At 47.0% G+C, this 21,024-nt stretch carries 16 protein-coding genes; 13 read left to right on the forward strand and 3 right to left on the reverse strand.

The genetic code is table 11. The annotated features are described in order from the left end of the window. Nucleotides 1-70: 70 nt before the first annotated feature. The gene (gene cysZ / locus Q4Q49_RS21330; RefSeq protein WP_311891742.1) at nt 71-850 is read right to left on the reverse strand and encodes a sulfate transporter CysZ; all 780 of its coding nucleotides are present in this window, start codon (nt 848-850) and stop codon (nt 71-73) included. A 221-nt stretch (nt 851-1,071) separates the two neighbouring features. Between cysZ and smc the strand changes: the two genes are divergently transcribed. The 12 genes from smc to Q4Q49_RS21390 all read left to right on the forward strand — a co-directional run bounded on the left by smc (nt 1,072) and on the right by Q4Q49_RS21390 (nt 17,686). Further along, nucleotides 1,072-4,488 (forward strand): chromosome segregation protein SMC, encoded by a 3,417-nt coding sequence (smc, locus tag Q4Q49_RS21335; RefSeq protein ID WP_312000390.1) that lies wholly within the window; start codon nt 1,072-1,074, stop codon nt 4,486-4,488. Between the two features lie 23 nt (nt 4,489-4,511). Then, nucleotides 4,512-5,570 carry a cell division protein ZipA gene (zipA, locus tag Q4Q49_RS21340; protein WP_312000384.1) on the forward strand — a complete coding sequence of 353 codons (1,059 nt, stop codon included), beginning with the start codon at nt 4,512-4,514 and terminating at the stop codon, nt 5,568-5,570. 103 nt (nt 5,571-5,673) lie between these two features. Beyond that, nucleotides 5,674-7,731: an NAD-dependent DNA ligase LigA gene (gene ligA, locus Q4Q49_RS21345; RefSeq protein WP_312000385.1), complete on the forward strand. Its 2,058-nt coding sequence runs from the start codon at nt 5,674-5,676 to the stop codon at nt 7,729-7,731. Nucleotides 7,732-7,958: 227 nt separating this feature from the next. Next, nucleotides 7,959-8,456: a DUF2919 domain-containing protein gene (locus Q4Q49_RS21350; protein WP_107404308.1), complete on the forward strand. Its 498-nt coding sequence runs from the start codon at nt 7,959-7,961 to the stop codon at nt 8,454-8,456. A gap of 225 nt (nt 8,457-8,681) precedes the next feature. Next, entirely contained in the window at nt 8,682-9,881 is a 1,200-nt protein-coding gene (locus Q4Q49_RS21355) for an HD domain-containing phosphohydrolase (protein WP_312000386.1), read from the forward strand. A gap of 62 nt (nt 9,882-9,943) precedes the next feature. Beyond that, nucleotides 9,944-10,807 carry an SDR family NAD(P)-dependent oxidoreductase gene (locus Q4Q49_RS21360; protein ID WP_312000387.1) on the forward strand — a complete coding sequence of 288 codons (864 nt, stop codon included), beginning with the start codon at nt 9,944-9,946 and terminating at the stop codon, nt 10,805-10,807. Nucleotides 10,808-10,929: 122 nt separating this feature from the next. Then, the gene (locus Q4Q49_RS21365) at nt 10,930-11,550 is read left to right on the forward strand and encodes a thiol:disulfide interchange protein DsbA/DsbL (protein WP_311906744.1); all 621 of its coding nucleotides are present in this window, start codon (nt 10,930-10,932) and stop codon (nt 11,548-11,550) included. Between the two features lie 618 nt (nt 11,551-12,168). Beyond that, nucleotides 12,169-12,435, forward strand: a complete 267-nt coding sequence (locus Q4Q49_RS21370; protein ID WP_106650870.1) for a DUF4212 domain-containing protein — start codon at nt 12,169-12,171, stop codon at nt 12,433-12,435. 11 nt (nt 12,436-12,446) lie between these two features. Further along, a complete protein-coding gene (locus Q4Q49_RS21375) occupies nt 12,447-14,183 on the forward strand; it encodes a sodium:solute symporter family protein (RefSeq protein ID WP_311991683.1) in 1,737 nt (578 codons plus the stop codon). 224 nt (nt 14,184-14,407) lie between these two features. Next, nucleotides 14,408-16,255, forward strand: coding sequence for a DUF294 nucleotidyltransferase-like domain-containing protein (locus Q4Q49_RS21380; RefSeq protein ID WP_312000388.1), 1,848 nt, complete (start codon nt 14,408-14,410; stop codon nt 16,253-16,255). Nucleotide 16,256: 1 nt separating this feature from the next. Beyond that, on the forward strand, nt 16,257-16,943 hold the full coding sequence (locus Q4Q49_RS21385; protein ID WP_311991682.1) for an exonuclease domain-containing protein: 687 nt from the start codon (nt 16,257-16,259) through the stop codon (nt 16,941-16,943). A gap of 146 nt (nt 16,944-17,089) precedes the next feature. Beyond that, complete coding sequence (locus Q4Q49_RS21390; RefSeq protein WP_312000389.1) at nt 17,090-17,686, forward strand: lecithin retinol acyltransferase family protein; 597 nt, start codon at nt 17,090-17,092, stop codon at nt 17,684-17,686. An 87-nt stretch (nt 17,687-17,773) separates the two neighbouring features. On the opposite strand, the gene Q4Q49_RS21395 is transcribed toward Q4Q49_RS21390, so the two are convergent. Together Q4Q49_RS21395 and Q4Q49_RS21400 are read right to left on the reverse strand one after the other, a co-directional pair. After that, nucleotides 17,774-18,841: a ketoacyl-ACP synthase III gene (locus tag Q4Q49_RS21395; RefSeq protein ID WP_006082137.1), complete on the reverse strand. Its 1,068-nt coding sequence runs from the start codon at nt 18,839-18,841 to the stop codon at nt 17,774-17,776. A 91-nt stretch (nt 18,842-18,932) separates the two neighbouring features. Further along, entirely contained in the window at nt 18,933-19,604 is a 672-nt protein-coding gene (locus Q4Q49_RS21400; protein ID WP_006082136.1) for a GntR family transcriptional regulator, read from the reverse strand. Between the two features lie 464 nt (nt 19,605-20,068). On the opposite strand from Q4Q49_RS21400, the gene gmhB reads away from it, so the two are divergent. Beyond that, nucleotides 20,069-20,617 (forward strand): D-glycero-beta-D-manno-heptose 1,7-bisphosphate 7-phosphatase, encoded by a 549-nt coding sequence (gmhB, locus tag Q4Q49_RS21405; RefSeq protein WP_107948063.1) that lies wholly within the window; start codon nt 20,069-20,071, stop codon nt 20,615-20,617. Nucleotides 20,618-21,024 lie beyond the last annotated feature (407 nt).

The raw sequence follows: 21,024 nt of genomic DNA on the forward strand, positions 1-21,024 counted from the left end.
GAGGCTGTTTTTATGTTGCAGGAATCGATATCAAACCCACATCATTTTAGACAAGTATTGTTATCTTTAATTATTCTGGTGCGATTGCATGATTGCGGTAGGCTTCACGATACTTGTCGACCCACATCGCCGTTGCGCCACAAATCGCCACAGGCATCACGATAAAGTTGACGATGGGGATCATGGAAAACAGCGTCACAGTAGCGCCAAAGCTAAAACTCGTGCCACGGGTTTGATTCAAGGCAAAGCGCATATCCTTAAAACTGACCTTATGGTTATCGAAGGGGTAATCGCAGTACTGAATTGCCATCATCCAAGCGCTGAACAGGAACCATAAGATTGGCGCCAGCGTTTGGCCCACCATAGGCACTAAAAACAGCAACAAAAATATCAGTGCGCGGGGCAGATAGTACTTGAGTTTGATCCACTCACGCCCGAGGATACGCGGTAAGTCTTTGATTAAATCGATGCCAGTACCGGTATTCAGCGGCTTGCCAGTTAATAGTTGCTCGACTTTTTCAGCCAACAGACCATTAAAGGGGGCGGCGAGCCAGTTCATCACCGAGCTAAACACAAAGGCGAGCATCACCAGCATAGTGGTCACTGCGAGTGGCCAAAGCAAAAAGTTTAACCAGCTTAAGTAGTCAGGCAACTGGGCATTCATCCAAGTGAATAGCGTATCTAACTGGCCTATTGCTACATAAATGACGCCCGCAAACAGCAGCAGGTTGATCATCAAGGGAATAAACACGAAAGTGCGCAGGCCTTTACGTGTAATTAAACCAAAGCCATCGAGAAAATAATTAACGCCGCTTTTGGCTGGGAAGGGCAAGGTTTTCTTCTGTGTCATATCGTCTTTCCAAAAAGTTGGGCTACATCTTGAGAGACTGCCTGATATAAAGATAACTGCGATTGTGATCAACTCATGGGCAGATGACAAGCTAAAAGCCGCATGAATTCAATAAAAAGCGTTACAAAATGCTGCCTGCTTTGTTAAAGTTGGCCGATAAATGTATTTGCACCACTGGGCTCATTTTCGGGCCAGACTTCAGAGACGCGCTAACTGGCACCATGAGATTAAAACAGATAAAACTTGCCGGCTTTAAGTCGTTTGTCGATCCCACTAAAATTCCTTTTTTACAGGCATTAACCGCCATTATTGGCCCAAATGGCTGCGGTAAATCGAATGTGATCGATGCCGTGCGTTGGGTATTGGGTGAAAGTTCGGCGAAACACCTGCGCGGTGATTCGATGGCCGACGTGATCTTTAACGGCTCAAGCGCACGAAAACCTGTGTCTGTGGCGGGTGTTGAACTTATTTTTGAAAATAAAGATGGTCGCCTCGCGGGTCAGTATGCCAGTTACGAAGAAATCGCCGTTAAGCGTCAGGTGAGCCGAGACGGTGAGTCTTGGTATTTTCTCAATGGCCAAAAGTGTCGCCGTAAAGACATTACCGACTTGTTTATGGGCACAGGTCTTGGTCCGCGCAGCTACGCCATTATTGAGCAGGGCACGATTTCTCGCCTTATCGAATCTAAACCTCAAGACTTGCGCACTTTTATTGAAGAAGCCGCAGGGATTTCTCGCTATAAAGAACGCCGCCGCGAAACCGAAAATCGTATCCGCCATACCCGCGAAAACCTCGAGCGTTTAGGCGATATTCGCAGTGAACTCGGCAAACAGTTAGATAAACTGGCGCAGCAGGCCAAGGCCGCGAAGCAATATCGTGAGCTAAAACAGGCCGAGCGCAAGACCCATGCTGAACTCCTCGTGATGCGCTATCAAGAGTTGCAAGATCAGATGGCGAGTCTGTCTGAGCAAATCCGCGCCATAGAAGTGCAACAAGCGGCGGCGCAGTCGCTCGCGCAAACCGATGAATTGCAAACGACTGAATTGCAAGTGCAACTCGCCCAATTAGCGGAGCAAGAACAACGCGCAGTTGAGGCCTATTATCTGACGGGCACCGACATCGCTAAGTTAGAACAACAGTTACAGAATCAAAAGCAGCGTGATGCCCAGCTTGAAACCCAGTTGGCGCAAGTGAAAGAACAGATCCTGCAAAACACCGATAAGCTCAACGGCTATAAAGCGAGTCTTAGCGCGTTAGAGCTTGAGCTTGCCAAGCTTGGGCCGCAGCATGATGAACAGCAAGAAATCATGGATGAGCTGCAATCCCAATGGGAAATGAGCATAGAGCGCAGTCAGCAGCAGGCCGAAGTGGCGCGCCAACAGGCAGTGGATGTTTCGCAGCACAAGTTACAGCTTGAACTGCGCCGTAGTCAGTTAGCGCATCAACAGCAATTATTGCAGCATAAACAGCAGCAAAGCAGTGAGCAGCAAGCGCAGCTCATCGCTTTAGTGGACAGCGACCTCGCCTCAAACATCACACCACTGCAACAAGAAATAGCGTCTCTTGCTGACGCCACTAGGCTACAAACCGAGATTAATCATCAGCAAGAACAAATTGTTAGCGCAAGCACGCAAGCTTTGGATGACGCCCGCCATAGCGCCGAGCACATTCAGCAGCAATTAACCGCGACTAAAGCGCGCCATGAGCTGGTTGAACAGTGGTTGACTAAGCAGGAACAGCAAAGTGATAAACCGCAGTTATGGCAGAGTCTAACCGTTGAAAATGGTTGGGAAACCGCGGCCGAACTCGCCCTCAATGGTTTGTTGACCTTGCCCGTTGGCGTCACTGAAACCGAAATGGGGTTTCAAGCGTTAGCGTCGCAATCCTCTCAGAGTGAGTACTTACAGGCTGAGGTGAATCTTGCCCCTTGGTTAGCGGGGCTTAAGTGGGCAAAAGATATTCACGCGGCAAAACAGCTACTGCCGCAGTTAAAGACCGATGAGCGGATTGTCACCGCCGACGGGTATCTCCTCGGTCAAGGTTTTTTAATCACTAAGACAGAGGGCGCTCAGTCACTGGTACAGCTCAGCAAAGAGCAAGCCCAGTTAGCGCAAAACATCCTCGATTTGCAGCAATCCTTGCACCTACAGCAAGGCAAGATGACGGATCTTGCGGCTACCTTGCAGCAGCAAAGACAACAATTGACTGCTGGCGCGCAAAAATTGCATCAATTACAGTTGGATAAAGCGACGAAGTCGATGCATCTCAGTGGCTTAACTGAGCAAGTAAAGGCGCGCGCTGAGCAGCAGAGCAAACTTGAAGCGGCATTAAGCGCGAGCTTGCTTGACCTTGAACGCTTGAGCGAGCAATGCGAATTATTGGCAGAACAAGAAACAGAGCTTGATGATGCGTTGCAGGCGAGTCTAGATATTCAGCGACAACTCACGCAAGACACGCAGGCCGATAGCGTGCGCCATCAAGCATTGAAAGCGCGTATTACTGAGGTTGAACGTCAGTTATCGACCACAGCTTCTGCCTTACAAGCTGTAACGATGCGCATGGCCGTCAGTACTGAACAAATTGAATTACAGCAAGTGCGTGTCAATGAACTTATCCACACTCGTGAGTCAGTGTTAGCTGAACTTGCCAAAGTCGCCCAATTGAGTGGCGTACAAAATAGTGTGCAGCTGACTGAGCAGTTAACGCAGTTATTGCAGCAACAACATGAGCAACAACAGGGCTTAAAAAACGTCCGTCAGCAGCAAAGTGGGCTCACTGAGACATTAAACAGTATAGGAATAAAGCAAAAACAAGAGCTTGGTAAGCTTGAGGGCTTGACTCAAAGCCTGAGCACGTTAAAGTTACGTCGTGAAGGAATAAAAGGCCAAGCCAATAGTCAGCTAGAAGCCTTACAGGAACAGCAAATTGTTCTGTCTGAAATCCTTGGAAACCTGCCTGCGGAGGGCATGCCTGACAAGTGGCAGAGTGATTTAGATCAAATACGGCAGAAAATTGTTCGCTTAGGCGCGATTAACCTTGCGGCTATCGAAGAATTTGAACAGCAAAGTGAGCGAAAATCCTATCTTGATCATCAAGATGACGATTTAAATAAGGGACTGGCGACCTTAGAGGAAGCGATCCGTAAGATAGACAAAGAAACCCGAAGCCGCTTTAAGACGACATTTGACTCAGTCAATGAAGATCTCGGACGCTTATTTCCAAAGGTGTTTGGTGGCGGTCGAGCTTACTTAGCGTTAACGGACGATGATTTACTGGAAACTGGCGTCACTATCATGGCGCAGCCGCCAGGTAAGAAGAACAGCACAATCCATCTTCTTTCGGGTGGTGAAAAAGCCTTAACCGCTTTATCATTGGTATTCGCAATTTTTAGGCTGAATCCTGCTCCCTTCTGTATGCTAGACGAAGTGGATGCGCCATTAGACGATGCCAACGTAGAACGTTTCTGTCGATTACTGAAAGAAATGTCACAGAGCGTACAGTTTATTTATATCAGCCATAACAAAATAACCATGGAAATGGCTGATCAACTTATAGGCGTGACTATGCACGAGCCCGGTGTGTCTCGTATAGTCGCGGTAGACATAGAGCAAGCGGTGGCGATGGCTGACGCTGGATAACTAGAACAAAGACAGGGTAACCAATGGAAGATTTGCAACTAGTATTGTTTGTTTTAGGCGCCATAGCCATAGTTGCTGTGCTGGTGCATGGATTTTGGTCTATCAGAAGACAACAACCTAAGTCATTGAAAGATAGTCCAATGGGCAATTTTTATAAGAAACAGGCCGAGAAAGGTGAGTCGAGCCCTAAGCGAATTGATGCCGAAGGATTTGATGCCGACGGTATTGGTGCGGTGCGAGTGCGTAAAGCTGGCGAACTTGCGCCTAACAACGAGACTCCCGCGGCCAATCCTTATTTGAAACAAGAAGTAAAGCTAGAGACTAAGCCGCAAGAATTGACATCGCCAGAATTTAAAGCAGAACTTAAATCAGGGCTGAAGGTAGAAACGAAACACGAACCTATTCCAGCTCAGCCTGATTTTAGCTTGCAGCCACCAGTTGCAAAAGAGCAACACCGCGGTCCTAAAGTCTCGCGCCAAGAGCCCGTCTTGGGCACGCAAGTGCCGCAAATGGGTCAATCCCATGCTGCTATTGTGGCGCAAAAAGCCGCTGAGCAAGAACAAGCGCTACGTACCGCGCCGCAGCAAACTGCTTTGTTTGAAGAAAATGAATATAAAACAGATCATCAACAAGAAACGCTTGTCGAACAAGCCGCTGAAGATGAATTAGGTGAGCCACGCGACGTGCTGGTTTTACATGTGGTCGCAAAAGATGGCCAACAGCTGAACGGCGCTGAACTGCTACCTTGTTTCTTAACTTTGAATTTTAAATATGGCGATATGAACATTTTCCATCGCCATGTGGATAACGCGGGCAATGGTAAAGTCTTGTTCTCTATTGCTAACATGCTAAAACCTGGCGTGTTTGATCCGGACAACATGGAGCAGTTCAGTACTCAAGGTGTGGTATTTTTCATGACGTTACCTTGCTACGGCGATGCTTTAATGAACTTCTCGATTATGCTTAACTCTGCGCGCCAACTCGCTGAGGAGATCGATGCCGTGGTGCTCGACGGTCAACGTCTGCCTTGGGGCGAGTTTACTAAGCAAGATTATTTACACCGCATTCGCGCTAACGCTTAGCCGACGCCGCAATTTGGCGGTTTATATATTGATGAGGCCGCTAATTGCGGCCTCATTTTTTGTGATCTACTTTTTGTGATCTAAAGCATTCTGGATAAAGAATATGCAAGACATTCAACTCGATACACTAGTGTCAGAAGACGTTACCCCTGAAAACGCATCGCAGGTGATGCAGGCGCTCAGCCAATCACTGAACGAGCACAACATTCGTTACTATGTGGATGATGCGCCGAGCATTACCGATTCCGAGTACGACAGGTTGATGCAGCGTTTACTCAAGCTTGAGGCGTTATATCCCCATTTGATTGTGGCTGATTCACCGACTCAAAGGGTGGGCGGATTGGCGCTCGCCAAATTTGATCAAATCACTCACCTTAAACCTATGTTGAGCTTAGATAACGCCTTCGATGAAGCGGATTTCAGTGCTTTCCACAAACGTGTCACCGATAAAGTGGGTGAGGTGAGTTTTTGCTGCGAGCCTAAACTCGATGGCCTTGCCGTGAGTATCTTGTATCGCCATGGCGTGCTTGAGCGCGCTGCGACCCGCGGCGATGGTTCAGTGGGTGAAGACATCACTGAAAACGTTAAAACCATTAAATCGATACCGCTTAAATTGCGCGGTAATGATTTCCCTGAACTCGTTGAAGTGCGCGGCGAAGCCTTTATGCCTAAAGCCGCCTTTGAAGCGCTGAACGACAGGGCGCGCGCCAAGGATGAAAAACTCTTTGTTAATCCGCGTAACGCTGCTGCCGGTAGCTTGCGTCAACTTGACAGTAAAATTACCGCCGCCCGCTCATTGGCTTTTTATGCCTATGCGCTAGGGGTTGTTGAGCCGGATTCCCATCCGTTAGCTAAAACCCATTTCGAGCAGTTACAGCAGCTTAAGTCGTGGGGTTTACCCGTTAGTAGCGAAATCAAAGTCTGCGCTGAATTAAGCCAAGTCTATGACTACTATAAAGACATTCTCACTCGTCGCGGCGATTTAGCGTTTGAAATCGATGGCGTCGTGATGAAAGTTAACGATATTGCCCAGCAGCAACGTTTAGGTTTTGTGGCTAAATCTCCCCGCTGGGCGATTGCCTATAAATTCCCCGCACAGGAAGAAATGACTCTACTTGAAGGCGTCGATTTCCAAGTGGGCCGCACAGGTGCGGTGACGCCTGTGGCGCGCTTAAAGCCAGTATTTGTTGGCGGCGTGACGGTATCGAATGCGACGCTGCACAATGCCGATGAAATTGCCCGTTTAGGCATTAAAGTCGGTGACACTGTGGTCATCCGCCGCGCTGGTGATGTGATCCCACAAATTGTTGCCATAGTGCCAGAAAGACGTCCTGAAACGGCGACTGGCATTGTATTTCCGCATAATTGCCCTGTGTGTGGCAGTTTAGTCGAGCGTCTCGAAGGTGAGGCAGTGGCGCGCTGTAGCGGTGGTTTATTCTGCGAAGCTCAGCGTAAAGAAGCGATTAAGCATTTCGCATCCCGCAAGGCTTTGGATATCGATGGCATGGGCGACAAAGTCGTCGAGCAATTGATTGATAAAGAACTCGTCCAAAGTCCTGCGGATCTGTTTAAGCTCACCGCCTCTATGATGACTATGCTCGACCGCATGGGGATGAAGTCGGCAACCAATTTAGCAGCGGCGATTGAAGCGGCCAAAACCACAACACTTGCGCGTTTCTTATATGCCTTGGGCATTCGCGAAGTGGGCGAGGCGACGGCGGCAAACCTTGCGGCGCACTTTGCCAGTTTAGATGCGCTGCGGGTGGCAACTGTGGAGCAGTTAACCGAAGTGGAAGATGTTGGCACTGTGGTGGCCCAGCATGTGGCCCACTTTTTTGCTCAGCCCCATAACCTTGAGGTTATCGATGCCTTAATCGCGGCTGGCGTGCATTGGCCGGCCATAGAAGCGCCAAGTGCTGAGGCGCAGCCGCTTAAAGGCCAAACTTGGGTATTGACCGGGACCTTAAATCAGCTCAATCGTAATGATGCTAAGGCGCAGTTGCAGGCGCTGGGGGCGAAAGTGGCTGGCAGTGTGTCGAAAAATACCGATTGCTTAGTGGCGGGTGAGGCGGCAGGTTCTAAACTTGCGAAAGCGCAGGAGCTTGGTGTTAAGGTGATGGATGAGGACGAGTTATTGGCACTGCTCGCCGCGAACGCTTGATTGCTGTGGGCTGAAATAGGCCGTTGACTTTGGTCTGACGTTTCGCATTTACAGTTTAAAAACCACTGAATCGTAAGTATTAAATAGCGCCTTACCTATGGCGCTATTTTTATTTGCACGCGTAAAAAGAAATGGGGGAAAGATAGTCAGCTTTGGCTATTGAATTAGCCGCGAATGGCACCATCTCCTTAATATGCTGTTTTAGTTTTTGCTAATTGGAAACCTATTTGAATTTCAGTCACATCACTTGGCTCGATGATAAAGGCCATATTAAACCGCCGATCTTTTTATATGCGCTATTAGCTTACCTTGCGCGCGGTTGGTGCATTTTTATCGCCTCGCTGACCCAGATGGGTGACCGTTCTGAGTTAGTGAGGATTTTTTACCCTGAAAAATCAGATTTTTTGCTAGCACTCGGGGCGGGACTGGGCGCAGTTTTGATTTATCTTGTGGTGATTGCCGAACGTCGCCGTTCACCTCAATGGTTAAGGCCTATTTTTGTGCATTTAAAATGGGGTCTGTGGTTGCTGCTGATTGTTGATGGCGTTTTGTTGGGGCAAAGGTTGATCCATGGTCAGTTCTTGTTCCATTGGAGCCTCGCTTTAGACGCGTTAGTCTTGTTCTGGTCGGGCATTTATCTCATTAAATCGAAGCGACTCAGTTATTATCTCCGTGACTGGCCAAAAGAAGAGCCAAAAATAGAACAAAAAGAGCTTCAGCCTTAAGATCCTATCCTATTGTTATTTAGTCTCTTTATTTAACTCTGAGGCGCAGGGCACAAATTAATGTGTCTTATGCCTCAGTTTGATAAGGATTTTTCATTTGTACTCTGCATCGAACGCTTTGAATCATCTATAGTTATATGTACTTAGCTTGAATGTGCCCTGTTGGATACGCAGATGAGGTCATCTGTTTATGTCCTGCATCACATTTGAAAGGAGTCATACTGCGTGGCAAAAGTACCTCAAAAAAAATTATTACTATCAGAAATTCAGCTTGGCATGAGAGTCAAGTTGCCTTTGTCATGGACGAATCACCCTTTTTTATTTAATCGCGTTGATATTAGCAGTGCCGCTCAAATCGAAATGATCCGTGGCCTAGGGGTTCCCTATGTGTTTTTGTTATCGGAATCTAATGCCGAACTGGATATCGTTGAAGAAGACGAAGACATCGAAGACGAGATAGCCATCGAACCCGAACGGGACCTCAAGGCCGATACCCGTAAGGCGATGCGTTTAAGTCAAAAGCGTTTTTTAATGAATGTGAATAATTCCCGTAATGTGTTTGGTAAAATAGTCAGCGATCCAGAAGGCGCCTATCGACTTTCGGCGGCACTGGTTGAAGACATGCTAAGCCATTTGCAGGAAGTTGAAACACCGTTTCTGACCTTGGTTGGGATGGATGAGAAAGAGGTGAGTGTGACCCAACACGGTGTCTCTGTGGCGGTGTTGGCAATGATGATAGGTCACGCGCTGGATTTAACTCCAAGAGATCTGCGTGATATTGCCCTTGGCAGTTTGCTGCATGATATCGGTAAGCTTAAAGTGCCCGATGTGATCCGCCGAAAGCGTGGTGCACTGACGACACACGAAGCCAGCTATTTACAAATGCATCCTAATTTTGGTTTTGACATGTTGAATCGGTCAGGATTATTCCCTAAAGAGGTGTTAAATGTCATTCTACACCACCATGAGTTTGTTGATGGTTCGGGATTTCCTGACGGATTAACGGGGCATAAGATCCCAATCGTTACGCAGATCGTAAGCCTAGCAAATGATTATGATCAGCAGCTCAGTGGTCAGCAAGTGACATCTCCTCAAGTGGCATTGGGTTATCTGTTTAAAAATCGTTCGAGTAAGCATTCAGAGTCATTGATTGCAGTCTTGGTTAAGATTCTCGGCATCTATCCACCGGGAACCATAGTAAAACTCTCCGATGACAGGATTGCGAAAGTGATCATGACCACCAAAGAGGTGAGTCAGCCTCAAGTCTGGGCTTGTAAAGAGGATGGGAGTGATGCTTCGCTGCGTTTCTTAAGTGATGAAGGCGTAACAGTGCAAAAAGCCATCAAAGCGGAAGAGTTGTCAGAGGGCGCTATTCGTACCTTGCAAGTTGATAAGGGGGTTAGTTTTTATTTTAGTTCGCTATAAACTTGAATCTTATGCACTAAGTTCCGTATTCTATCCGCTGATATGATTCCCTTAGGGCTAATATGGCGAATGTAAAAGCAGAAAACGGCGCAGTTAAATCCAGTGTTGCCTTGGTCGGTTGTGGATGGTTTGGTTTTGCCTTAGCAAAGCAGCTTGTCCAAGAGGGTTACAGAGTCACAGGGTGTAAGCGTAGCGCCGATGAATTATCGATATTAACTGAGGTTGGAATTGAAGCCTATCCGCTGCAATTAGGCAGCGAAGCATCCTCAGCCCCCGATGCTCAGGCATTAAGCGGTTTATTGCAAACCGATTATCTAGTGGTCAATATTCCACCCCGATTAAAACGCGGTAACGCTGCGTATCTTGAAGAATTACAACAACTCATCGCATTAACCCAAGGCTGGGAATATCAGCGGATTGTGTTTATCAGCACCACAGGTGTGTATCCGGCCCAAGATAAAGTGATGACCGAAGCCGATGCCTTGGCAGAATCCAGCGACAGCCAAGTGCTATTAGATGCAGAAGCCTTATTTCAAGCGCGGCCCCATAGCTGTATTGTCCGTTTTGCGGGGCTCGTAGGTCCCAAACGTCATCCTGGACGTTTCCTTGCAGGGAAAACTGATGTCAGTGGCGCCAATGTGGCAGTGAATTTAGTTCACTTAAGTGATTGTGTTAGTGCGGTAAGTCGGATACTCGCGGCAACGGGCATAGGGTTAGCTGTGGCTCCGATTTATAACCTCTGCGCGCCAATGCATCCTACCAAAGCTGAGTTTTATCAGGCTGCTGCCGAGTCCCTAGGTTTAGTCGCGCCCGAATTTAATCAACAATCCATGCCGAGTAAAGTCATCCAAGCTGACGCCATTGTCACAGATTTAGGCTTTCAATATCAGTATGCTTCTCCGCTGGATATGCTAGCGGCATGTTGAGAAAGGTTAATTATTGTTAAAGGTAAAAGCCGAGCTTTTAGGTTATCTTTGGCTTCCAAGTTTTGCTTGAGCGAATGTGTCATCCTTATTTAAATCAATGACGAATAAAAAGAGACAATATAATGAGCGTGTTTAATCGAGTTCGACCTATAGCCGCATTGGCGTGCGGATTAATGCTGAGTGCCAGCTTTGCACTGCAGGCCGCAAGTTTCGAAGAAGGCAAAGATTATGTTACGGTAGCGGGAATTACCGAAGCACAACAGCCTGTGCTGCGGGAGTTTTTCTCCTATAACTGCCCGCATTGCTATAAACAAGAACCGCTTATGGACTTGACAGTGCAACTGCTCGGCAAAGATGTCGCTTTTGAGCGGACCCCGGTTGGCGCTGGCCGTCCTGCTTGGGTACTGAGCCAACTTGCCTACTATGTGGCGCAAAAATTAAAGATGACCAAGCAAACCCATGGCGCTATTTTCAAGCAAATCCATGAGAAAGGTGAGCAATTTACTGCGCCCGAACAAGTTAAAGCTTTCTTTGTCGCTCAAGGTGCTAAGGTGGATGATGTTGATGCCGCGATGAATTCCGTCGATGCCAAATTCACTCTAATGAATTATGACTCTCAAGCTGAGCTTGCTGGGATCAAGGGCGTCCCGTCATTACTGGTTAATGGCCGTTATATGCTGACCTCAACCGCGCACACGCCAGAAGAACTGGCAGCCTTAGTGAAGTTTTTAGCCGCGAAGTAACCGCGTTTAATAAATGGAAAATTGGTTTATCGCCGTTAAAGGATTACGACCTTGCAAGGTCATTATTCCGCCATTGGCCAATCTAACGTTAATAACCCAGTTTAGGCTGGGTTATTTTTTGCCTTAAACTCAAAAGATAACTCGTGGCCAACTTTGGTAAGCCAAACTGGGCGATGACTATTCTTAAGTGAAATCGCTGTGCGGTCTGTAGTGGTCAAGTAAGTTGAATGAGTGATTGGTAATGGCTTATTGATTAAATGATATCTCATCCATTATCAGCGCTAAAATCATAAATGATGTCAGTCTACAGTCATCATTAAAACTGTTTGAATTTCTGATTTTTCCATTTTAGACAACAAGTTATTCCTATCTATTACTTTTCCTGCCGCCCAATTCCCCATGTTTTTACTCATTCTTGTTCGACATTGGTCTAACCTGTTGAAAAAGTTGAAACTGTATCCAAATGTAAAATCATTGTTAACTCGTTGAATTTGTTTCTATTCACTATTTATGGACAGTGTTTTGAATCACGGGTTAGACGAAAGTCGTGATTGTGCTCACACCAGCTGTTGCTAGATTAAACAAGACTTAAAATTAAAACAGCACAGGGGAGTCACTATGGGTTTTGAAAATAACGACAAGGCAAAAGGCTACTGGCGCGAGAATTTACGTCTCGTACTGAGCTTATTAGCCATTTGGGCGGCAGTCTCATTTGGATGCGGCATTTTATTGGTTGATGTACTCAATGAAGTTCATTTCATGGGATTTAAATTAGGTTTCTGGTTTGCACAACAGGGATCTATGTATGTATTCGTTGCGCTTATCTTTGTCTATGCGGCAAAAGCCAACGCCTTAGATAAAAAATATAACGTACAAGAAGACTAAGGAGCTTTGAGATGGATGTTCAAACACTAACTTATATTATCGTAGGGCTCTCGTTTGCGCTCTACATTGGGATTGCAATCTGGTCACGAGCGGGATCAACCAAAGAATTCTATGTCGCAGGTGGTGGCGTTCACCCTGTAGTGAACGGTATGGCAACGGCGGCAGACTGGATGTCTGCGGCATCGTTTATTTCATTAGCAGGTATCGTGTCTTTTGTTGGTTATGACGGCAGCGTGTACTTGATGGGCTGGACGGGCGGTTACGTATTACTGGCCCTGTGTATGGCGCCTTATTTACGTAAGTTTGGTAAGTTCACTGTGCCAGATTTCGTCGGTGAACGTTATTATTCTCAGGCTGCGCGTACTGTCGCGGTTATCTGCGCGATCTTCATTTGCTTTACTTATATTGCAGGGCAAATGCGCGGTGTGGGCGTGGTGTTCTCTCGCTTCTTAGAAGTGGATGTTGACACGGGTGTGTATATCGGTATGGCTGTGGTGTTCTTCTACGCAGTTCTTGGTGGTATGAAGGGGATTACTTACACTCAGGTTGCCCAATATTGCGTATTGATTTTCGCTTTCATGGTGCCAGCGATTTTCTTGTCTGTGATGATGACAGGCCACATTATTCCACAAATCGGTTTCGGGGCGCAGCTGCTTGATGCGGCGGGCAACAATTCTGGCGTTTACCTGCTAGAAAAACTCAATAATGTTTCTACCGAGTTAGGCTTTGCTCCATACACTGATGGCTCTAAGAGCATGATTGACGTCTTCTGTATTACGGGTGCTTTGATGGTGGGTACTGCTGGCTTGCCTCACGTTATCGTACGTTTCTTCACTGTTCCTAAAGTGAAAGATGCACGTATTTCTGCAGGTTGGGCGTTAGTCTTTATCGCGATTATGTACACTACAGTCCCTGCACTCGCGGCGTTCTCCCGTGTGAACATGATTGAAACCATTAATGGTCCAGATGCTAAAGGTGTGGCTTATGAGAGTGCACCAGATTGGATTAAAAACTGGGAAAAAACGGGTCTGATCAAGTGGAACGATAAAAACGGCGACGGTAAGATTTATTACTCGTCAGGTAAGATTGAAGATGCTGCTAGCAAAAACGAAATGAAGATCGATAACGATATCATCGTGTTAGCGACGCCAGAAATCGCCAATCTGCCAGCGTGGGTTATCGCTCTGGTTGCAGCGGGTGGTTTAGCTGCGGCCCTGTCAACATCAGCGGGTCTGTTGTTGGTGATTTCAACCTCGGTTTCACACGATTTACTCAAGAAAAACTTGATGCCAAATATCTCCGATAAAAAAGAGCTAATGTTTGCTCGTTTAGCGGCGGGTGTGGGCATTGTGATTGCGGGTTACTTTGGGGTGAATCCACCAGGCTTTGTGGCCGCGGTGGTGGCGTTCGCCTTCGGGTTAGCGGCTTCTTCATTGTTCCCAGCGATCATCATGGGTATCTTCTCTAAGACAATGAACAAAGAAGGCGCGATTGCCGGTATGTTAACGGGTTTACTGTTTACTGCGGGTTATATCATCTACTTCAAGTTTGTTGATCCAACGGCTAACATAGCTGCTAACTGGTTCCTGGGTATTTCACCAGAAGGTATTGGTATGGTAGGCATGCTGGTGAACTTCGGTGTAGCAGCGATAGTGAGTCGAGTCACTGCGGCAACACCACAGCATGTTCAAGAAATGGTTGAATCGATTCGCTTCCCTAAAGGTTCGGGTGAAGCGAGCGGTCACTAAGCTCATCGCTTAATCATTCGCATCAACTCAAGAGAGCGCTTCGGCGCTCTTTTTTATTGCGTTCGAAAATGTTTTCCTGTCGTTGAGTGAGTTGGTGAGCCAAGGTATTGATGAGTTAATGCACTCAACCTAGGGCTGACTTTAGTCGAATGTAGCGCCGCGACAATGCAGGCTATAGTGATGACATATAAGTAAAAGTTTCGCTTAAAAAGAAGGTGTTGCCTATGAATGCCAGTGAGTTACAACCCGTAGTGCAATTTCTACAAGGGCTAGTGCCCTTTGATACTCTGCCTGAAGATGTTGTGGTGCGCTGCGCTAAGGCTGTCACTGTTGGCTATTACAGTAAAGCCTCTGGTTATGTTCATTTTGATGCTAACTCACCTAAGTTATATATGGTGCGCAGCGGCGCCTTTGAGGTGCGCGATCCTGACGGTGTGCTGGTCGATAGAGTCGGCGAGGGGGAGTTTTTTGGTTTTTCGACCTTGTTATCGGGGGAGAAAGTCGTTAACAAGGTTGCTATTCTCGAAGACGGTTTGGTTTATCATTTGCCCCAAACCTTGTTCGATAACCTTAGAAGCGAGAGCCGCAATTTCGATAAATTTTTTACCCGCGCATTTGCTAAACGTTTGCGCCATGAGGCTCGCTTTAAGGCGAAAGATCTGACAACCACTAGCCGGATCAGTACATTAATGTCATCTGCGCCTATTGTTATCGATGCCCATGCTAGCGTTACGCAGGCGGCACTGTTAATGCGAAACAGCCGAGTGTCATCTCTGTTGGTAACGGATAATCACAAACTAGTTGGGATTTTAACTGATAAGGATTTACGTAATCGGGTGTTAGCGGCGGGGCTTGATGGCAGCGTTGCTGTGCATCAAGCCATGACAGTTTCGCCGATTTCAATTTCATCCAATGCATTAATTTTTGAAGCCATGTTACTGATGAGCGAGCATAACATTCATCACTTGCCTATTATCGACCAAGATAAAGCCATCGGTATGGTGACCAGTACTGACATCTTGCGCGGGCAGGGCTCACAACCGCTGCTGTTGATTGGTGAGATAGAACGGCAGCAGGATCTTGCCAGTTTAATTGGCGTCAGTAAGCAAATCCCGCTGTTATTACAAAATTTGATCAGTGCCGATGCCAGAGCCGAAGAAATTGGCCGAGTGTTAACCTCTGTCACCGATGCGCTGACACGGCGGTTAATCGTGCTCAATCAGCAATTACTTGGTGAACCGCCGATGGCCTTTTGCTGGTTGGCGTTTGGATCGCAGGGACGTCAAGATCAAGCGGCATGTTCGGATCAAGATAATGGTCTGTTAGTCGCAGAAGAGATGGATGATTTTGCTAAAGGTTATTTTGATGCCTTAACCCATGCCGTATGTGCTGGACTTGATCAATGCGGTTATGAGTTTTGCCCCGGCAATATTATGGCGCAAAACCCTCAGTGGCGAATGTCGCTTAAACAGTGGCAACAGGTATTTGAACAATGGGTGGTAACGCCTGAGCCTAAGGCGTTACTGCACGCCAGTATCTTCTTCGATATGCGCTCGGTTTACGGTCCACAAACCTTATTTGATGCGCTGCAGGATAAAGTCTTAGCTCAAACCCGTGATAACGATATTTTCCTCGCGGGCATGACAGGTAATTCGCTGGTGGAGTCGCCGCCGCTGGGCTTTTTCCGCAAATTTGTCCTCGAACGTGATGGCAGCGAAGTCAAAGGCATAGATTTGAAGCATAAAGGCAATGCCTTGATCAACGATATTGCCCGTGTTTATGCCCTGTCGGCAGGGATCAAAGAAGTGAATACTGCGAAACGTATCCGTGCCTTGATGGACGCAAACATTCTCAATCGTAAAGATGCGCTTAATCTTGCCGATGCCCACGAGTTTATCGCCCATATGAGGTTATCGAACCAAGGTTATCAGCATAATCTCGGGCTAGAGGTGAGTAATTATCTGCTACCCGCGCATTTATCTTCGCTGGTTCGCCATCAGCTACGTGATGCCTTTAAAGTGGTGCATGAGGCGCAGGCGGGGATGAAGATGAAGTTTATGCGAAGTTTTTGATATGAATACACTGCTGCTGAAAACTAAACTTAATTGGCGGGCGCTGCGTTGCCAACATCAGTTATTTAAGGGTTATTATCAATCGCTATTACCTCTGCTGGCGATGCCGTTATCCGAAGCGCCTTTGATGGCGATGGATTTAGAGATGACAGGTCTCAATCCGCAGCAAGATCAAATTCTCAGTATTGGCTTAGTGCCGATTGATCGCGGTGAGATCCCATTGGCACGCGCCGAGCAAAAGTTAGTGCAAATTCGCGGCAGTGTTGGCCAAAGCGCGACTATCCATGGGATCCTCGATAATCACCTGGTGCAGGCGGTCACCATCGAGGAAGCCATGGGTTGGTTTATCAATCAAACCTATGGTCGGGTGCTGGTCGCGCATCATGCTCCGCTAGATTGCCGTTTTCTGCAGCAGGATTTATTGGCGATTTACCATCAAGCCCTCGTACTCCCTGCTATTGATACGCTCATGCTTGAAAGGCATCGTTTGCTACGGGAACACTCAGTGATTAAAGAGGGGGATTTGCGTCTTGGTGCTTGCCGCGAACGTTACGGTTTACCCATTTATACCGCTCACAGTGCGTTGACCGATGCCTTAGCTTGCGCTGAATTATTATTGGCGCAAATGGCAGCTATGGGTGGCGCTGGGCAACTTACTGTGGCTGATTTATTGCAGCAATCGACTTAGCAGTTTCATCTTAGGTTAATCACTGACAGGCTAGACTCTGTAACCCGCTTTAAGCTTAACTTTTAAGTTTAAAATCAATGCCGCCAACTTGGCAATCCAACCAACTTGTACTTCACTCTACTAAACTGAGTGCGTAGGAGAATATGATGCCGTTACCTTTGCTTTGGATGGGTAGTGCCGTAATTGGCGCAGTTTTGTTGGCCGATGAGCGTGAAAAACGTCAGCAACTTGAGCGCGACAGAATACTCGGTAAGGCTCCTAAGTATCCCGTCGCCAATCGCGCTATGGTGGCGGCGCCGAGTCAATGGCAAAAGGGATTAAAACAAGTTGCGCCAATCCCGGGCAGTATCGTCTGTTGTTATGTTTTTGGCGTAATTGAACATACCGGCATCTGGCTGGGTGACGATTGCTTAGTAGAGTTACACGGTTCAGGGTTGGTGCGGGCAGTATCGGTAAAGCGTTTCTTGGCGGGGCGAACGGGCAGCCAAATCTATCTTGCCTGTAATCATCAGCATCAACCGCTCATCGCCGATGCTGTGTTAACCCGTGCCGAGCAGGCGATTTATCAATATCGTGAGTACGATTTATTTGACAATAACTGCCATCGATTTGTCTGGTCTTGTATTAGTCAAAAGGGCGAAGAGGTGGTTAAAGGTTTTAATGAGTTAAATCAAAAACTCGCCGAGCATTTTAATCAAGCTATCTATTGGGATGAGATGATCATGAGCAAGCTGAATGAATAAGATCTGTCGTCATAAACTAAAAAAGCCATCGATTAAGATGGCTTTTTGTTTTAGTAAAACACGATATTGTCATTTTGCAGTAACCGTTTACGGCTTACAAAAATAATCCACAGCGCGTTTGACTAACTCTATGCCCGTTTTATCGCAAGGCGGTAACTCGGCATCACTGATATTGATAGGCGTCACGCGATCGCCCCATTGCAGCAAAAGTGCGGCAGAGGTTAAGCCTGCACCAAAGGCACAAGAGAGTATGGTTTGATTTGGCTTAATCACGCCTTGCTCTAACGCATCACAAATCGCAATTGGAATGGTTGCTGCCGAGGTATTGCCATAATTGGCAATGTTAACGAAGGCTTTTTCTTTCGGAATTTTCATCCGGCTGACTAAGGTATCGATAATGCGCTCGTTGGCTTGATGCGGGATCACTAGATCCACTTCATCTTTATCAACGCCACATTTTTCCAGCACTTTAGTGCTTAACTTGTTCATGCCGTTAATCGCGCGTTTGAAGATTTCTTGGCCATCGAATTCAATAAAGAAATCCAATGACTCGGCAGAGAATCTGTCCATCGCCGTGCCAAAGCCCGCTTTAAGAATGTCACGACCTTCAGGATCGTTATTCAGCTCATAACCGAGCACGCCACCGGCAACATCTGTTGCTTCAACGACAACGGCACCTGCGCCATCACCGAATAACACGGCAGTTTCGCGGCGTGACCAATCTAAATAGAAAGAGAGACGCTCGGCACCAATTACCAATACTTTCTTGCTCTGGCCACTCTTGATTTGTGAGCTGGCTAAACCTAAGCCATATAAAAAGCCACTGCAGGCAGCATTGATGTCGAACGCGGCACAACTGGCGCCAATATTAGCTTGTACAGTTGATGCGATATTCGGGATCAAAGTGTCTGGGCTGGCGCTAGCCAGAATGATCATGTCGATTTCACTGCCATCGATACCCGCAGCTGCGAGCGCGCGTTGTGCTGCAACTGAAGCGAGTTCAGAGGTGTTAACATGACTGATATGGCGCTGGCTGATGCCGGTGCGAGATTTAATCCATTCATCGGATGTCTCGATAAAGGTCGCAAGATCATCGTTGGTCAGAGTGGCTGGTGGAACACATTTGCCCCAACCTGTGATAGTGGCGTACTGCATGGTGGTTTCTCTCAAATAAAAAAGGCAGAACCTGAGCGCTGCCTTGAATCGACAACAAAGCTTATCGGCAACTCTAATGGCCGTCCGTGATCTAGACCACCTGTTTGGCGACGAGATCTCGAATTGTCATTGCGGCATGCAGAATATGATGACGCAGTAGCGCCGTCGCTTTTTCTGTTTCTCTCAGTTTGCAGTGGTTGAGTAAAGCTCTGTGCTCATGCTCTGCAGCAGGAATTCCCCCCGCGAGCAATAACTGCAAACGAATGTATCTATCACAATTAGTATTGAGGCCGTGAACAACCTCAAGGGTGTGTGGGCGATTAGCCGCCTGATATAAGCAAGTGTGAAATTGCGTATTCAACTCGCTCCAACTGGCAACGGCATCTTCATGTTTGAAGGCCGACTCCAATTGTTCGAGTACACGTTCTGCTTTTTCTAAATCAGCTTCTTGAAGCAGTGGGATCGCCTTAGCGAGCAGATCGGTTTCGATCATGGCACGTAATTCAAAAAGTTCGGTGACTTGCTCGACGGATAACACGGTCGCCGTTGCACCTTTATGGGGCTCGAACTTAACGAGTCCTTCGGCTTCGAGTTGCAATAAGGCTTCTCTCACCGGAATACGGCTGACATTTAACGCTTCAGCCAAGGCACTTTGTCTGAGTGGTTCTCCTGCGGCTATGTCACCTGAAAGAATTCTCTCTCTGAGCACTTCAACAACTAACTGGGTGCGGGTTTTGTGGACTATAGGCGTAGTTCGACTCATTATTTCCGTCTATTTCGGGTATTTTCTCGTTATCTGCCCAAGATTACCGTTAAAAACACCACAAATAAAGGGGAATGCTTGATTGAATGCTGCATCTTAGGGATTAACAATGCCCAAATGGCGAGGGTTTTGATGGTTCTAGCGTTCTCTATTAAACGCCGTTCTTGGAATCAATCTCTATTGCAACGGCTATCATTTTTCTCAGAGGGCTGTTTATCTCTTGTAATGAAGTACTTTGATTAGCCAGATCACAGGCTCATCAATTGAGCATGAACTCAAAGGTGTAGAGAAAGTTGGACAAGGCATTTCCAGCACTGGGGCTTGTGGGGACAGTTTTGTTTACATCTCGCCATAAGTAACGTCAACGCTCAATTTAGCGCTAAAAGCACAACTTCGCGGTGCAATTTCTGATAATGAATGGAATAATAGCGCGATAACGCCTTAGGCGATTTTGGAGTATTACAGTGAGTCGAGCAGTATTTTTAGACCGTGATGGCGTGATTAACAAAGATCATGGTTATGTCCACTTAGTGGATGACTTCGAATATATCGAAGGTGTGTTTGAATCTTGCCTCTCTTTGAAGGAAATGGGCTACAAGTTAGTTGTCGTCACAAATCAATCTGGTATTGCCCGTGGTATGTACACAGAAGATCAATTCCACAGCTTAACGGAGTGGATGGATTGGAACTTTGCCGACAAAGGCGTTGAACTCGATGGTATCTACTATTGCCCGCACCATGCTGAAAATGGCATAGGGGAATATAAGGTCGACTGTGATTGCCGCAAACCTAAGCCGGGTATGCTCAATGATGCAGCGCAATTCTTAAACATCGACCTAGCACTCTCAGTCATGGTTGGCGACAAAGCCGAAGATATGCAGGCAGCGAAAGCTGCTGGCGTGACCACACGTATATTAGTGCGCAGTGGTAAGGTTATTGCTGATGACAGCGATGCCACTGTGGTACTGGGCAGTATTGCCGATGTGCCAGCTTACTTAAAAAGCCTGGGCTAGTCACTGCACTACTACTTATAAGCAGATAAACATTTGCTGATAAGTTCATCTCAAGCAGCCACTATCACAGTAACCAGTGGCGCAAGTTGTCGCTCTTGTTGGATGAGAGTTTGCGAGAGAATCGATCCAACATTGAATAAAGAGCTAACCTATAGGTTGGCTCTTGTCATTTCTAGCGCAGGATTAACCTCATCTTTTGCCTTAATCCAGCACAAATTCGATAATGTTGGCGTTAAAATACACTTTTAGTTTAAAAAGTGTGCGCTTGAGTCGTTTTTCGTAATTATTCGTGCCAAAGGGGTTGCGGTAAAATCTGATATCCCTATAATGCGCATCCACTGACCCAGCGGGGTCAAGGGTTAAACGCTGAATAAGCCGCTAACCATGCTCTTTAACAATTTATCAAG

It is taken from the genome of Shewanella sp. SP1S1-7 (assembly GCF_031932105.1).
In the GTDB taxonomy this organism is placed as follows: Bacteria; Pseudomonadota; Gammaproteobacteria; order Enterobacterales; family Shewanellaceae; genus Shewanella; species Shewanella baltica.